At 45.3% G+C, this 14,721-nt stretch carries 13 protein-coding genes and 1 tRNA gene; all 14 read right to left on the minus strand.

Annotated features, from left to right (window positions below; all coding sequences use genetic code 11):
* Positions 1 to 16 precede the first annotated feature (16 nt).
* The 14 genes from mrdA to AC9UH7_RS04715 all read right to left on the minus strand — a co-directional run bounded on the left by mrdA (position 17) and on the right by AC9UH7_RS04715 (position 14,670).
* On the minus strand, positions 17 to 2,110 hold the full coding sequence (gene mrdA / locus AC9UH7_RS04650) for a penicillin-binding protein 2 (protein ID WP_509595713.1): 2,094 nt from the start codon (positions 2,108 to 2,110) through the stop codon (positions 17 to 19).
* The gene (gene mreD, locus AC9UH7_RS04655) at positions 2,107 to 2,628 is read right to left on the minus strand and encodes a rod shape-determining protein MreD (RefSeq protein WP_509595715.1); all 522 of its coding nucleotides are present in this window, start codon (positions 2,626 to 2,628) and stop codon (positions 2,107 to 2,109) included. The genes mrdA and mreD overlap by 4 nt, the downstream gene beginning before the upstream one ends.
* A 5-nt stretch (positions 2,629 to 2,633) precedes the next feature.
* Positions 2,634 to 3,551, minus strand: coding sequence for a rod shape-determining protein MreC (gene mreC / locus AC9UH7_RS04660; RefSeq protein WP_509595718.1), 918 nt, complete (start codon positions 3,549 to 3,551; stop codon positions 2,634 to 2,636).
* A 12-nt stretch (positions 3,552 to 3,563) separates the two neighbouring features.
* Entirely contained in the window at positions 3,564 to 4,601 is a 1,038-nt protein-coding gene (locus AC9UH7_RS04665) for a rod shape-determining protein (protein ID WP_509595721.1), read from the minus strand.
* Positions 4,602 to 4,628: 27 nt separating this feature from the next.
* Positions 4,629 to 5,051 (minus strand): nucleoside-diphosphate kinase, encoded by a 423-nt coding sequence (ndk, locus tag AC9UH7_RS04670; RefSeq protein ID WP_509595724.1) that lies wholly within the window; start codon positions 5,049 to 5,051, stop codon positions 4,629 to 4,631.
* A 12-nt stretch (positions 5,052 to 5,063) separates the two neighbouring features.
* On the minus strand, positions 5,064 to 5,399 hold the full coding sequence (locus tag AC9UH7_RS04675; RefSeq protein WP_509595726.1) for a DUF4233 domain-containing protein: 336 nt from the start codon (positions 5,397 to 5,399) through the stop codon (positions 5,064 to 5,066).
* Positions 5,396 to 6,742 carry a bifunctional folylpolyglutamate synthase/dihydrofolate synthase gene (locus AC9UH7_RS04680; RefSeq protein WP_509595729.1) on the minus strand — a complete coding sequence of 449 codons (1,347 nt, stop codon included), beginning with the start codon at positions 6,740 to 6,742 and terminating at the stop codon, positions 5,396 to 5,398. Before AC9UH7_RS04680 ends, AC9UH7_RS04675 begins: the two co-directional genes overlap by 4 nt.
* On the minus strand, positions 6,739 to 9,321 hold the full coding sequence (locus tag AC9UH7_RS04685) for a valine--tRNA ligase (protein ID WP_509595732.1): 2,583 nt from the start codon (positions 9,319 to 9,321) through the stop codon (positions 6,739 to 6,741). Before AC9UH7_RS04685 ends, AC9UH7_RS04680 begins: the two co-directional genes overlap by 4 nt.
* A gap of 15 nt (positions 9,322 to 9,336) precedes the next feature.
* Positions 9,337 to 10,623 (minus strand): ATP-dependent Clp protease ATP-binding subunit ClpX, encoded by a 1,287-nt coding sequence (gene clpX / locus AC9UH7_RS04690; RefSeq protein WP_509595734.1) that lies wholly within the window; start codon positions 10,621 to 10,623, stop codon positions 9,337 to 9,339.
* A gap of 47 nt (positions 10,624 to 10,670) precedes the next feature.
* Positions 10,671 to 11,918 carry an MFS transporter gene (locus AC9UH7_RS04695; RefSeq protein ID WP_509595737.1) on the minus strand — a complete coding sequence of 416 codons (1,248 nt, stop codon included), beginning with the start codon at positions 11,916 to 11,918 and terminating at the stop codon, positions 10,671 to 10,673.
* Between the two features lie 17 nt (positions 11,919 to 11,935).
* Positions 11,936 to 12,553, minus strand: a complete 618-nt coding sequence (locus AC9UH7_RS04700; RefSeq protein ID WP_509595740.1) for an ATP-dependent Clp protease proteolytic subunit — start codon at positions 12,551 to 12,553, stop codon at positions 11,936 to 11,938.
* Positions 12,553 to 13,131: an ATP-dependent Clp protease proteolytic subunit gene (locus tag AC9UH7_RS04705; protein ID WP_509595746.1), complete on the minus strand. Its 579-nt coding sequence runs from the start codon at positions 13,129 to 13,131 to the stop codon at positions 12,553 to 12,555. The genes AC9UH7_RS04700 and AC9UH7_RS04705 overlap by 1 nt, the downstream gene beginning before the upstream one ends.
* Before the next feature lie 127 nt (positions 13,132 to 13,258).
* On the minus strand, positions 13,259 to 14,554 hold the full coding sequence (tig, locus tag AC9UH7_RS04710) for a trigger factor (protein WP_509595743.1): 1,296 nt from the start codon (positions 14,552 to 14,554) through the stop codon (positions 13,259 to 13,261).
* Between the two features lie 40 nt (positions 14,555 to 14,594).
* A tRNA-Pro gene (locus AC9UH7_RS04715) sits at positions 14,595 to 14,670 on the minus strand.
* Between the last annotated feature and the right edge of the window lie 51 nt (positions 14,671 to 14,721).

Consider the following 14,721-nt stretch of genomic DNA (forward strand, 5'->3'; position numbering starts at 1 on the left):
CGAGCTTGTATGGAGCTCACTTACCCGTCTCCTTTGGCTTGGTTGCAGGTGAAATCTTAGGCAATTGCATAGGTGGCTTTCCTTCAGGGAACAACGCCGCGCCAGGAATAATTTTATTACCTGAGACTCCAAAGAGTGCTTCATAAATCTGTCGAACACCAACACCAGATGTTGAAGCACCAAATCCACCTTGCCCAACCATCATGACAACTGCATATCGTGGATTATCACTTGGTGCATACGATGCAAACCAAGAAGTGTCATCTTTTAAAGATCCATCAGGATTTTTTCCAAAGACCTGACCTGTTCCAGTCTTACCGCTGATCTCAATTGGAAAACCTGCAAATGCTCCTGCACCTGTTCCGCTAACAACAACTTCTCGCAGTGATTGCTGTAAGAATTTAATTGTTGATGCTTCAACATCTAAAGTGCCAAGTTTGGCTGGGGTGAACGTCTCGACCACAGTTCCGTCAGTTTTAACAACCGCCTTTGCAATACTTGCCTGCCAAATAGTTCCACCGTTTGCAATTGCCGCATACATCTGGGTTAACTTAAGTGGAGTAACAACGGTGTCACCTTGACCAATTGAAAAATTCACCGCATCTCCTGCGCGGATCTTGTCCCCATCCACACAGTTTTCAGCAGCTAACTGCAATAGAAATGGTGTCTGCTGCGCCTTAGTAGCGCGATCTTTGTAGTTGCAATAGAAATCTTTATTCTGATCGTGCCATCTCTTTTTGTATGCACGATCAGCAAGTCGAGAACGTGACTCAGATGGAAGATCAATTCCTACCTTTTCAGTGATATCAAAGGCTTGGGCAGCTTTGAAGAAGTAATCATTAGGGTTAGATTTTGGCTTTAACCCACCATCTCGGAGCCATTCATCAAAGGCAATCTGGTACCAAATGGTGTCGCATGAGACAGCAATTGCCTTCTTCATGTCCATTCTTCCTTGATTTTTACTATCAAAGTTTTGGAAGGCTCTGGTTCCAACCTGCACCTGAGAAGGACAGTCATAATTTGCATTGATGTCATATCCAGCATCTGCTGCGGCAACAACTGAGACAACTTTGAAGGTGGAAGCCGGTGCAAACAAGCCCTGAATTGCTCGGTTAAGTGCGGGTACTGACTTCTTTTCACTAAACAAATCTGACGCTTGCTGAACGGTTAAACCTTTTTCCCATGAATTTGGGTCATAAGTTGGGTATGAAGCAAGGGCCAGAATTTGTCCAGTTTTAACATCCATAACAATGGCTGCGCCTGAATCAGATGTGTAGCCATTAGCACGGCCACGTAGAACGGCATCTTTCAAAGCTTTTTCGGTAGCCGCTTGTAAGCGAACATCCAAACTTGTTACAAGGTGATCACCAGGAACCGGTTTTGTATTTTGGCTCTCACGTGTGATGGATTCTTTTCGATCAACAATAACTGTCCGAATACCTGGCTCGCCACGAAGGAAAGAGTCGTATTGAATTTCCAACCCAGACTTACCGATAGTTTCACTACGGAAGTACTGCTTACTGTTTGATTCCAATAAATCTGATTCCGTGAGTGGTCCCACATATCCCAAGACGTGGGCAGCATTTACATCTAAATAACTTGGATAATTTCTAATTGCAACTGGTTGTGCATCAACACCTGGGAATGCATCGGAGCGTTCGACAATTTGAAGTGCAATATCTGGATCTGCAGACTTTGTGATAGGAATCGGTTGGTATCTAGAACCCTGCCAGCATCCAGCTTTCTTTCCCTTAGGAAGTTCGCCACACAGGCGAGTGTTTTGATAAACATCTTCATACTTAAGATTTAAAAGGGCAGCTAAACGCTTCATAACGCTAACGCCTTTATCCTCTAACTTATCAATTGCAATTCGATCGATTGTGATGGCCAGGCCAGCCTTATTCATTGCTAAAGGAACCCCATAGCCATCAACGATTAGACCGCGAGTTGCAGGAGCCACCACATCTCGGCTTTGGATACTCAGCGCCGCTTCCCGGTACTTGGGACCTGCCGCAACTTGTAGATAAAACAGACGTCCAAACAGTGCTGTCATCAAAGAGATAATAAGTATCTGAACGACTAGTAAGGAAAGACGTGATTTGTTGTTCATAGCGCTGACCGAGAATCAAAGATCATTGCGTGTAATCGAGTAAATGCTGGGAGCATAAGTGGAGAAATCAGAAGTGTCCAAATACTCATTCCTACCAAGGTGATCAGAATCTGAACAAATGAACCTAATGAGACACCAAGAAGTGCCGCAGTCGCTAAATAGGCAACTTCCACTAAGAAATTTGCGATGACTACAAAAAAGATAATCCCTATGGCATTTGCTTGAACATTGTCGTCACCAAAACCGATATAGGAAATTGCATAACCGGCAAGCAACATAATCAGCGTCCATTGACCAAAAGGACCAGCCGCGGTCTGAGATAAGTCCATTAAAAAGCCAGCTGCAAAACCAATGACCGCTGCAACTTCTGTTTCACTTAACACAGCCCAGGTCAATGCAAAAATTAACAAAATGGAAAAGCCACCACCAGGTAAGCGAAGCTGAGAGACAACCGACTCCTGAATAACATAAATCATTAGGAGGACGGTGGAGGCTACTGATATTTGACGAATCGACATGGCGTTTACTTAGTAGGTGTTGGTGATGGGGTTACAAAAACCGTCACAGTAGGAATTGGAGTAACACGTGGCTTAACTGGAACAAGTGCATCTCCTGGATTTGATCCAGACGCGCTGAGGACAATTGCAACCACACCTAAAGAGGAAAAGTTTGTGTAGTAACGAATAGTTGCGGTCTGGGCTATTGCTCCAGCTGAATTATCAACACTTGTCACATACCCCAATGGAACACCTGGAACAAAGGGACGGTTGGCGATACTGCCGCGAGAAAGCAGAATGTCGCCTTCTTTAACGTTAGTCGAGTTATCCAATAATTGCAGGCTTGCAGACTGGGTTCCACGTCCTGTGAGAATTCCTATTTGTTGCGTACCTGCAATACGTGCACCAATTCTAAAGCTTGGATCACTTGCCAATTGAATTAGTGCTGAGTTTGGATAAACATCTTTCACAACACCAGCAATTCCATATTGAGACAAGACGGTCATATTCTTTTTAATGCCCGCATTACTTCCAATATCAATCGTTACTGTTTGCGAAAAGGATTGACTTGAGCCTTGGCTAATTACTTTGGCGTTAACTATCTTGTAGCCAGCAGTTCCTGCTAAATCCAAAATATCTTTAAGTTGCTCTAGCTGTGCATCAGCATTCTGACGATTTATGAGTTCAGACCTTAACTTTGCGTTCTCAGCTTCAAGTTTCTCAATTTGATTACGGGTTCGTCCTAAATGTGTAACATCTGAAAGGAAGTTCTTTACCGGAGTCAGTACTGCACTACCTGCTCGTTGAAAAGGAGACATAACGGTCTGTGTGGCCTGCTTGAAGCCGTCAATCACCTTAACGCCGCGCAGGTCCAGAGTTATTAGGAACAAGGAAGTGACAATCAAAGTCACCAATAACAACCGTGCGCGTCCTCCGTTACGCATTTACGAAAGACCTTATCGACGAGGCTCGGAGATTAGAACCTTCTCAAGTGCTTCAAACTCTTCAATGCACTTTCCGGTACCAATAACAACAGCGCGTAGCGGATCATCTGCCACGTGGATTGGAAGACCAGTCTCTTTGCGAAGACGTTCATCAAGACCCAAGAGAAGTGCTCCACCACCGGTAAGAACAATTCCGCGATCCATTAAATCTGATGCGAGCTCTGGAGGTGTCTTATCCAAAGTGTTCTTAACTGCATTAACAATTGCATTTACGGGCTCTTCCAGTGCCTTGCGAATTTCAGCAGCAGTAACAACGATTGTCTTTGGAAGACCCGTTGCTAAATCGCGTCCTGGAATCTCAGCATCAGGTTCATCAGCAAAATGATAAGCAGATCCGATGCGCTTTTTGATTTCTTCTGCTGTGCGCTCTCCCAAAAGCAAGGAGTATTCGCGCTTAATCCAATTGATAATCGCTTGATCTAGGGCATCTCCACCAACTCGAATAGATCCCGTTGTAACGATTCCACCCAGTGAAATAACAGCTACTTCAGTAGTACCGCCACCGATATCTACAACCATGTTGCCCGTTGGCTCATGAATTGGAAGTCCAGCACCAATTGCTGCAGCCATTGGCTCTTCAATGATGTAAACCTTGCGTGCACCCGCGGCATAACCCGCATCTTTAACTGCGCGCTGCTCAACACCTGTAATGCCTGACGGCACACACACGACAATTCTTGGCTTTGCCAAGTAACGACGACGGTGCACTTTTTGGATGAAGTAGCGCAACATACGCTCAGTAGTGTCGAAGTCTGCAATAACGCCATCCTTGAGTGGACGGATAGCAACAATATTGCCAGGAGTACGACCGATCATTTTCTTAGCTTCAAGACCGACAGCTAAAATTCCGCCAGTATCGTTGTTGATTGCAACAACAGATGGCTCATCTAAAACAATGCCACGCCCACGCACATAAACAAGCGTGTTTGCAGTTCCTAGGTCAATGGCCATATCGCGACCAATGAAAGACATTCTGCTTCCTTGTGACATCTTTACTCCTTGTACTTATTGCGGGGATTACTTATTGGGGAAGAAAATTTCAATTTCACGTGCAGCTGATTCTGGTGAATCAGAGCCGTGAACAATATTCTGCACAACTTTGGTTCCTTGATCGCGGGCTAGATCTCCACGGATAGTTCCTGGTGCTGCAACAGTTGGATCTGTTACTCCAGCCAATGACCGGAATCCTTCGATGACTCGATTACCAGAAGCAACTATTGCAACGATAGGTCCAGACATCATGAACTCAACTAATGGTTCGTAAAATGGTTTACCAATATGTTCGGCGTAATGCTTTTCTAGTAATGCACGATCCGCTTGGAGCATGCGCAAAGAATCAATTGCATATCCTTTTGCTTCAATACGCGAAATAACCTCGCCAACTAAACCGCGGGCAACGCCATCGGGCTTAACGAGGATAAGTGTCTTTTCTGTACTCACCCGCTCAGTCTATTAGGGTTTTTTCGGACCCGCAGCCAGCAAGGCAGCGCGAGCGGCCTCACCCTTACGGCCCACAACGATGGCTGCCACCCAAAGACCAATCAAAACCACCCCAATTATGAAGAAGGAGGGCTCGATGAAACCGAAGGCAATCATCGCAATTTGCATCAATGATCCAAATACAAATCCTCCGGGCCGGCGCACAAGAGCTGCAGCCACAAATAACAAGAATGAAACCATGCAGCCATAAATGATTGCGGCCTGGGATTGGTCTTTCATTGCAATGAGTATTGCAAAACCCATGGTCATGCTTTCAGCAATCAAAACTGATGCTCCGAGAATTTTCATTTAGAAAACTTCTTCCGCAGATATGTTCGTGCTTCGCCAACTGTTACGACAGAACCGGTAACGATTATTCCGACCGTGTCTTCACTCAACGGTCTGACAGCATCTCCAACCGCTCTATCTAAGGCTGTAGCTAAATCTGAAACTTCAAAGACACGATCGGCTCCAAAAATCTTTGAGGCAATCTTTTCCAATTCAGAAGATGGCATTGCTCTTGAAGACGAGCTTTGGGTGACAATGACATGGTCAACGATCTGTTCTAGTTCTTGAAGTATTCCAGTGGCATCTTTATCTCCAAATACACCCACAACAGCAATAATTTCATCAAAGTTGAATTCATTGAGCAAGGTATCAGCTAGTGCTTTTGCACCATGTGGGTTGTGTGCGGCATCTAGAATGACAGTTGGTTCACGATGAACAATTTCGCATCGTCCAGGTGATGTGACAGCGGCAAAGCCAGCACGAACTGCTTCAATATCTAGAGGTTGATCTCCAAAGAAGGCTTCCACTGCAACCAGTGCTGATGCGGCATTTGCTGCTTGGTGACGACCATGTAGTGGCAGGAAGATTTCATCGTAAGTATCGTGAATACCTTGAATAGTTAACAACTGTCCTCCGACAGCAACTGCGCGTGAAGCAACTGAGTATTCAATGCCTTCACGAACAACATCTGCGCCTACCTCAGCAGCCTTTCGGATTAACTCTTTTGCTGCCTCATGCTCTTGCTGGGCTAGGACTACAAAGCCGCCCTCTTTGATAATTCCTGCTTTGGTAGAGGCAATCTCATGCAAAGTGTTACCCAGGTACTCCATATGATCAAAACCGATAGGCATGATTACTGAAACATCAGCATCGACAACATTGGTTGCATCCCACTGTCCGCCCATGCCAACTTCAATTACTCCCACATCAACTGGGTGCTCTGCGAAGGCCGCAAAAGCTAATGCAGTGATTGCCTCAAAGAATGAAATGGGATGCTCAAATTTTGTGTCGACTAAATCTAGGTAGGCAGCAATATCGTTATAGGAAAAGATTAATTCCTTAGGATCAATTGGCTCACCGTTAATTGCAATACGCTCCCGATACGTTTCAAGGTGCGGACTCGTAAAGCGCCCTGTGCGAAGTCCATGTGCAAATAGCAAAGAATCAATCATTCGTGTTGTTGTTGTCTTGCCATTTGTTCCACCGATGTGAATCGTTGGATAGGTTAATTGAGGAGATCCTAAAAGATCTACGAGTGCAGCAATGCGTTCTGTGGTCGGCGCAATACGTGTTTCAGGCCAACGCGCAAGTAATGCCTGCTCAATGGCATCAACTCTTTCTTGATCATCTGGTGAAATCATCATGATTGTGGCAATGCTGCTAATGCGGCAGATACACGTTCTATATCTGCAGTTGTCTTTTCAAGACGTTCGCGAATTTCAACAACAACTTCTGCTGGTGCTTTAGCCATGAAACCTTGGTTATTCAACTTCACTTCAGCGGTTTGCTTATCCTTTTGGGCTGTAGCAAGGTCCTTTTCAAGTCGAGCGCGCTCTGCTGCCACATCAATTGATCCTGTTAAATCAAATTCAATAGTGACTCCTGCTGCTTCACATTTTGCACTCGGTGTGATGTCCCCAAGCTCCATTCGAACTACAAATGCCACCGCTGATGCATATTGTGCAATTTCACCTGTTGCCAGAATGCGGCCAGGAATCTTGAGTGAAGTTTTAATACCTTGATCATTACGGAAGCGGCGCACCTCAGTGATGATCTCTTGAAGCTCAGAAACAAGCTTTTCTGCCTTTTTATCAATATGGGCAGCATGGGCTTGTGGCCATTGCGCAATCACTAAGGACTCTCCCCCGGTCAGCGTGGTCCACATCTGCTCTGTAATAAAAGGCATAACTGGATGCATTAAACGGAATAGTTGATCGAGTACATATCCCAATACTCGCTTACTTGATTCAGCATTACCTGAAGCAAAAGCTTCTTTAGAAAGCTCTAGGTACCAGTCACACAGGTCATCCCATGCGAAGTGATACATCAACTCGCATGCCCGAGCGAATTCATACTTTTCCAAGAGATCGGTTGCTTCTTGAACGGTTTCTGAAAGACAACTAAGAATCCACTTATCGATTGCATTCAAGGAATCAACAGGTGGGAGATCACCGGCAACTGTTGCGCCATTCATCATTGCAAAGCGAGTTGCATTCCATAACTTAGTTGCAAAGTTACGTGATCCACCGATCCAGTCTTCTGCAAGTGCTTGGTCTGTCCCTGGATTGGCACCGCGTGCCAAGGTAAAGCGCAACGCATCTGCGCCGTACTTATCCATGAATTCAATTGGATCCACAACATTTCCACGACTCTTGGACATCTTCTTACCAAATTGATCACGTACCAAACCGTGCAACATGATTGTCTTAAATGGTGCAACACCATCCATTGCAAATGTTGACATCATCATCATGCGCACAACCCAGAAGAACAAGATGTCATAGCCTGTAACAAGGACAGATGTCGGATAGAACTTTGCAAGATCTGCTGACTTTTCTGGCCAACCAAATGTTGAAAATGCCCATTGACCAGAGGAGAACCAGGTATCTAATACATCTGGATCCTGTGTCCAACCAGCAGGTGCGGTCTCATCAGGACCTACAACTTGTACTTCACCATTTGGTCCATACCAAACAGGAATTCTGTGACCCCACCACAACTGACGCGAAATACACCAGTCGTGCATGTTGTCGACCCACTCAAAGTAACGAGGAGCGAGTGCTTCAGGTTCAATTGTTACTTCACCACTTCTAACAGCATCGGCAGATGCCTTTGCCATAGGTGCGACATTTACAAACCACTGCTTTGATAAACGTGGCTCAACGGTTGTATCGCAACGAGAACAATGTCCAACTGCGTGCATGTATGGACGCTTTTCAGCAACAACTCGGCCCATTTCCTTTAACTTTGCAACTACGGCTACGCGAGCATCAAAACGATCCATGCCATCAAACTCTGTGCCAGTTCCATCCATTACGGCGTGTTCGTTCATGATCACAACAAACGGAACGTTGTGGCGCATCGCCATCTCAAAGTCATTTGGATCATGTGCTGCAGTCACTTTTACTGCGCCTGTTCCAAAGTCAGGATCAACTAATTCATCAGCAATAATCGGAATCATTCGGTTAACTAAAGGCAGTAAAACTTCAGAACCGATCATGTGTTTGTATCGAGGATCATCTGGGTGCACGGCAACTGCGCCGTCTCCCAACATTGTTTCAGCTCGGGTAGTTGCAATCACGATGCTTTGCTCACCCTCGCCATAGCGAATCTGAACGAATTCACCTGCATCATCTTGATGCTCAACTTCAATATCTGACAAGGCTGTCAAACACCTTGGGCACCAATTAATAATTCTTTCAGCGCGATAAATAAGTCCTGCGTCATACATCCGCTTAAAGATCGCAACAACTGCTTTGGACATTCCTTCATCCATGGTGAAGCGTTCTCTTGACCAATCAACTGAAGATCCCAAGCGCTTCATCTGTTCAAGAATCGCGCCTCCTGATTCTTCTTTCCACTCCCAAACTTTTTTAACAAACTCTTCACGACCAAGATCGTGGCGTGACATGCCGCTAACTGCTAATTGTTTTTCTACAACGTTTTGGGTTGCAATGCCCGCATGGTCCATTCCTGGTAACCATAAAACTTCAAAACCTTGCATGCGCTTCATGCGGGTTAAACAATCCTGCAAAGTTTGATCAAGTGCGTGGCCAATGTGTAAAACGCCAGTGACATTAGGTGGAGGCAAAACTATGGAAAATGGTGGCTTGCTAGAAGAAGCATCAGCTGTGAAATATCCGGCCTTCATCCACTTTTCATACAGCGCAGATTCGATCTCGTTTGGCGAGAAAGATGAGGCTAATTCACGGCTTGAAGACATAGTGCGCAGTCTAGATTATGCGCTCTTCTCTTCAGTACCTTTTGCTGCTCGTGCGCGCTTTGGGCCTGTGTGATTTACCAATGTTGGCTGGCCACCAGATGTGATGCATTCCTTGGTAATAATCACCTTTTCAATGTCTGTGCGGCTTGGAACTTCATACATCACCGAAAGGAGCACAGATTCCATGATTGCTCGAAGTCCACGAGCACCCGTGCCACGTTCCTGTGCGAGATCTGCAATTGCATCCAGTGCTTCTGCATCAAATTCAAGTTCCACATGATCAAGATTAAATAGTCGCTGATATTGCTTCACAAGAGCATTTTTTGGCTCAGTCAGAATCTGCATTAAAGCTGGCTTATCTAGGTTCTCCACACTTGTAAGAACTGGCAAGCGACCAATGAACTCTGGAATCATTCCAAACTTCAAGAGATCTTCTGGCATGACATCTGCGAAAATGTCTTTGCGGTTCTTCTCAGAAGCATCTTGCAAAGTAGCGTTAAACCCAACGCCTGACTTTCCAATTCTACTTTCAATGATCTTTTCAAGACCAGAAAATGCTCCACCAACAATGAATAAGACATTTGTTGTGTCAATCTGAATAAATTCTTGATGTGGGTGCTTGCGACCGCCCTGAGGTGGAACAGATGCAACTGTTCCTTCAAGAATCTTCAGCAGTGCTTGCTGAACACCTTCGCCTGAAACATCTCTAGTAATTGAAGGATTTTCTGATTTACGTGCAACCTTATCGATCTCATCGATGTAGATAATTCCCGTTTCCGCTTTCTTCACATCATAATCTGCAGCTTGCAAAAGCTTAAGCAAAATGTTTTCAACATCTTCACCAACATAGCCAGCCTCAGTAAGGGCGGTTGCATCTGCAATTGCAAATGGAACGTTTAACATGCGAGCTAAAGTTTGAGCCATAAGTGTCTTGCCGCAACCAGTTGGTCCGAGCATCAAGATATTTGACTTTGCTAATTCAATAGCGCCTTCACCCTTTGACTCACCGCTCTGCACGCGCTTGTAGTGGTTATAGACGGCAACAGATAAAGACTTCTTTGCTCGATCTTGCCCGATTACATATTGATCTAGAAATTCAAAGATTGCCTGTGGCTTAGGAAGTTCAGAAAGGCCAAGAGATGCGGCTTCAGTAAGTTCTTCGACGATGATCTCATTACAAAGCTCAATACATTCATCGCAGATATAAACGCCAGGACCGGCAATCAACTTCTTAACCTGCTTCTGGGTCTTGCCGCAGAAAGAGCACTTGAGCAGATCGCTTGTTTCACCGATTCTTGTCATGCCCAAATTTTACGTTCTTGTGTGAATTCGTGCTTGGTTTTTTAGGCTTACTTCTGTTCGCCGTGAGAATAATCAGTAGGGGTATTTGGCATTTTCATATCCTTAACGCCAGGGACTCGAAGGATTGCAAAGCTGATGAGCACATGGAAAATTGAGGCGCCGATTAACAACTCTTTCTCGCCAAAAAAAGCAACAGCAGGACCAATCAATGCCATACCAATGGGCATTAATCCGGCCGAACCCATGTGGTCGATTGAAAATACCCTGCCTTGTAAATGTTGTGGAACTTCTCGTTGCACTGCAGAAGACCACCAGGCTTCCCATGGTCCAACTGAGAATCCCGCAAACAAATATGCAACAACTATAAATGTGCCTGACACAGGAAACGCCAACGAAAGTGGAGCGATGATGATGAACATCCACACAAAGATCGAAACATAGCCTTCGTGCTTTACCTTAATCTTGACGCACAGCAACGCTGAAAGAATACCGCCAAGTGAAAAGGCGGCCGCAGCCAATGCGAATGGCGTATTTGAATCAAATTCTCTGCGACTAATTACTGGGAGCAAGACAGTTTCGGCGGCAATAACAACCATTAACTGAACTGAAACCATCAGGATGAATGCGCCAATCCACGGAATATCTCGCACTGTACGCAAGCCTTCGCGAAGTTCCACCATGAATGGTTCTTGTTCGCGCTTCTGGCCGTTGATATCTTCTTTAATTTTGGAGAGAAAGTACGTTCCTAATACAAAAGCAACAGCTGTAAAAATAAAAGTAAATCTAGCCCCAACCAAGAACACTGATGCGCCACCTATACCGGGGCCAACAATTGATGCACTTTTGACCACAATACCTCGAGCAACATTTGCTGCAGGTAGTTTTTCGTCAGGAACAAGACTTGGGATTATTGCCCCAGCCGCGGCAGCACCAAATGCATCTCCTGCACCCATAAGGAAAACGGCTAACCCCAAAAAGATATGAGGCATGGTAGGAGTAGAAACAAAAATCATTACAACAACAAGTGCAGATCTAAATAAGTCTGCACCGATCATTACATATCTGCGAGGCAACCTGTCAGCCCAAACACCTGCAAATGGGGCAAAGACAACACCTGATAAAACACGTGCACCAAGAATTAGCCCTAATGAAGTAGCGGTTCCACCTGCATCAAGAACTGCTACGGCGAGTGCAATCGGAAATGCTGATGCACCCAAAACGAAAATTGTGTTTGAAAACCAAAAGAGCCGGTATCCCTTATATGACCAAAGGGAACCCGGCTCAAATAGTTTCAATTATTTGTAAAGAAGAGTTACTTCTTTGCCTTTCGTGATGCAAGTACTTGATCAATGATTCCGTATTCAACAGCTTCTGCTGCTGTAAGAATCTTGTCGCGCTCAATATCTTTGCGAATCTCTTCAGATGACTTCACCACATGGCGTGACAAAAGGTCTTCTTGCATGCGTGTGATGCGATCGATTTCTCGTGCTTGAATCTCAATGTCAGATGCCTGTCCGCCACCTTCTGAAGAAGGTTGGTGGATCAAAATGCGTGAGTGCTCAAGTGCATAACGCTTTCCCTTTGCACCACCAGCAAGAATCACAGCTGCTGCAGATGCTGCTTGGCCCAAGCAAATTGTGCTGATATCTGGGCGCACAAACTGCATGGTGTCATAAATCGCTGTTAGTGCAGTGAAAGATCCACCAGGTGAGTTGATATAGATCATGATGTCACGATCTGGATCCATAGATTCCAAAGTTAAAAGCTGGGCCATGACATCGTTTGCAACTGTGTCATCAATTGGCTGGCCTAAGAAAATAATGCGCTCTTCAAATAACTTTGTGTATGGATCTTGTCGCTTGTAGCCATAGGCAGTCTTTTCTTCAACTGTTGGAAGAACGTAGCGTGCATTAATCTCTTGAATAGTCATTACGCTTTCCCTCCAGTGATTTGTCCCAATGAAGTAACAACATGATCAACAAAGCCATAATCTTTTGCATCAGTTGCATTAAACCAGTTATCACGGTCTGAGTCTGCAAGGATCTTTTCTAGAGATTGCCCTGTGTGCAAAGCATTTAACTCTGAAAGAGTTTGCTTAGTAATAGCCATTTGCTCTGCCTGAATACGAATGTCAATTGCAGTTCCACCAATGCCACCGAGTGGTTGGTGCATCAAAATGCGAGAGCTCTTTGTTGCATAGCGCTTACCCTTAGCACCTGATGTGAGAAGGAATTGACCCATTGATGCAGCCATTCCGAAGGTAACAGTTGCAACATCGTTAGGAATCAACTGCATCGTGTCATAGACAGCCATGCCTGCAGTCACAGATCCACCTGGTGAGTTGATGTATAAGAAAATATCTTTCTTGGCATCTAGTGATGACAGAAGAAGCAACTGCGCACAGACCATATTGGCCATATCGTCGCGGACTTCACCTGACAAGAAAACAATGCGCTCTTCAAGCAGGCGGTTATAAATCTGGTCCTTCATCTTGCTATCTGTGTCCACGTCAATTGCCTCCCGTTTTTTACCTGTAGTGACCTTAACAATTAAGAAGGCCAAATGCTTCCCGATTATGGGAAATACATGCGTGAACCGTGCTGTGTTCGCTGTGGGCAGAGCGAAAGGAGAGGAATTAAGCCTCTTCGACTAGATCTGCAGGGTTTGCCTTAGGTGCCAGAGCTTCCAGGTCAATTACCTTGCCTGAGGCATCCTTAACGGTGATGCGACCCAAAACAGATGCCAGCGCCTTTGCTCGAGTCACTTCTGCAACTAGTTGCTGAATCTGTCCTGCTTTTTGGAGCTCTTCAGCAAACTGCTGAGGAGCCATTCCATAACGCTGAGATGTGCGGACTAAGTACTCAGTCAACTCGATCTCTGTGACCTGAACATCTTCGGAGGCAACGATTGCATCTAGAAGGAAATCAGATTTCAGAGATGAACGAACCTGACCATCAACCTCTGCGCGGTGCTCGGCATCTTCTAAACGGCCTTCGCCCTCAAGGTGGTCATTTACTTCTAGTTCAACCAGATTATCTGGAACCGGAATCTCATTATCTGCCAATAGTTTTTCAACTAGACGATCGCGTGCCTGTGCACCTTGTTCCATCTTCTTCACGCGCTCTAGACGTGCAACAAAATCTGTCTTTAACTCTGCAAGGGTGTCGAATTCAGATGCAAGCTTTGCGAATGCATCATCTACTGGTGGAAGTTCACGTTCTTTAACCGCCTTAACAGTTACCTTGACTTCACCCTTTTCGCCTTCTTGCTGGCCAACAAGTTGTGTTTCAAAAGTCTTAACATCTGTGGCCTTCATGCCGATCAGGACTTCATCAAGACCATCAATCATCTTGTCTGATCCAACTTCGTATGAGATGTCATTAGCTTGTCCGCCATCAACTTCTGCACCATCAATAAAAGCAGTCATATCAAGAGTAGTGAAGTCACCATTCTTAACTTCGCGCTCAACTGTTGTGAGTGTTCCAAAACGTGTGCGCAATGATTCAATCTGCTCATCAACATCAGCATCTGCAACTGTCACATCATCAACTTCAATTGTGATCTTTGAGAAATCTGGCAAAACAACTTCTGGGCGAACATCTACTTCAACAGAGAAAACAAGCTTCTCGTTATCTACAAACTCTTTCACATCAACTTCTGGGCGACCGATCACAGCAACTGTGTGCTCACGAGCAGCTTGACCATAAAAGATTGGAAGAGCTGTGTTGATTGCCTCATCGATGACAGCTCCGCGACCAACACGCTGATCGATCATTGATGCAGGAATTTTTCCCTTACGGAAACCAGGAATGTTTACCTGTGATGCAACCTTTTTGTATGCGTTAGCTACATGTGACTCAAGCTCAGAGTAAGCAACTTCAACATCTAGACGAACACGAGTTGGAGATAGAACTTCGACTGAACTTTTCACTAATTGCTCCTATAGGGATTGAAGAAGAACCGAGACAAACTGGTCGGGGCGGGGAGATTCGAACTCCCGATCTCCTGCTCCCAAAGCAGGCGCGCTAGCCACTACGCTACGCCCCGAGGCGCAAAGCGAGAGTCTAAACCAGATTTCGTACTCTGATTACCGACCCA

The sequence above is a fragment of the Candidatus Planktophila sp. genome, from assembly GCF_044348745.1.
Taxonomy (GTDB): Bacteria; Actinomycetota; Actinomycetes; order Nanopelagicales; family Nanopelagicaceae; genus Planktophila.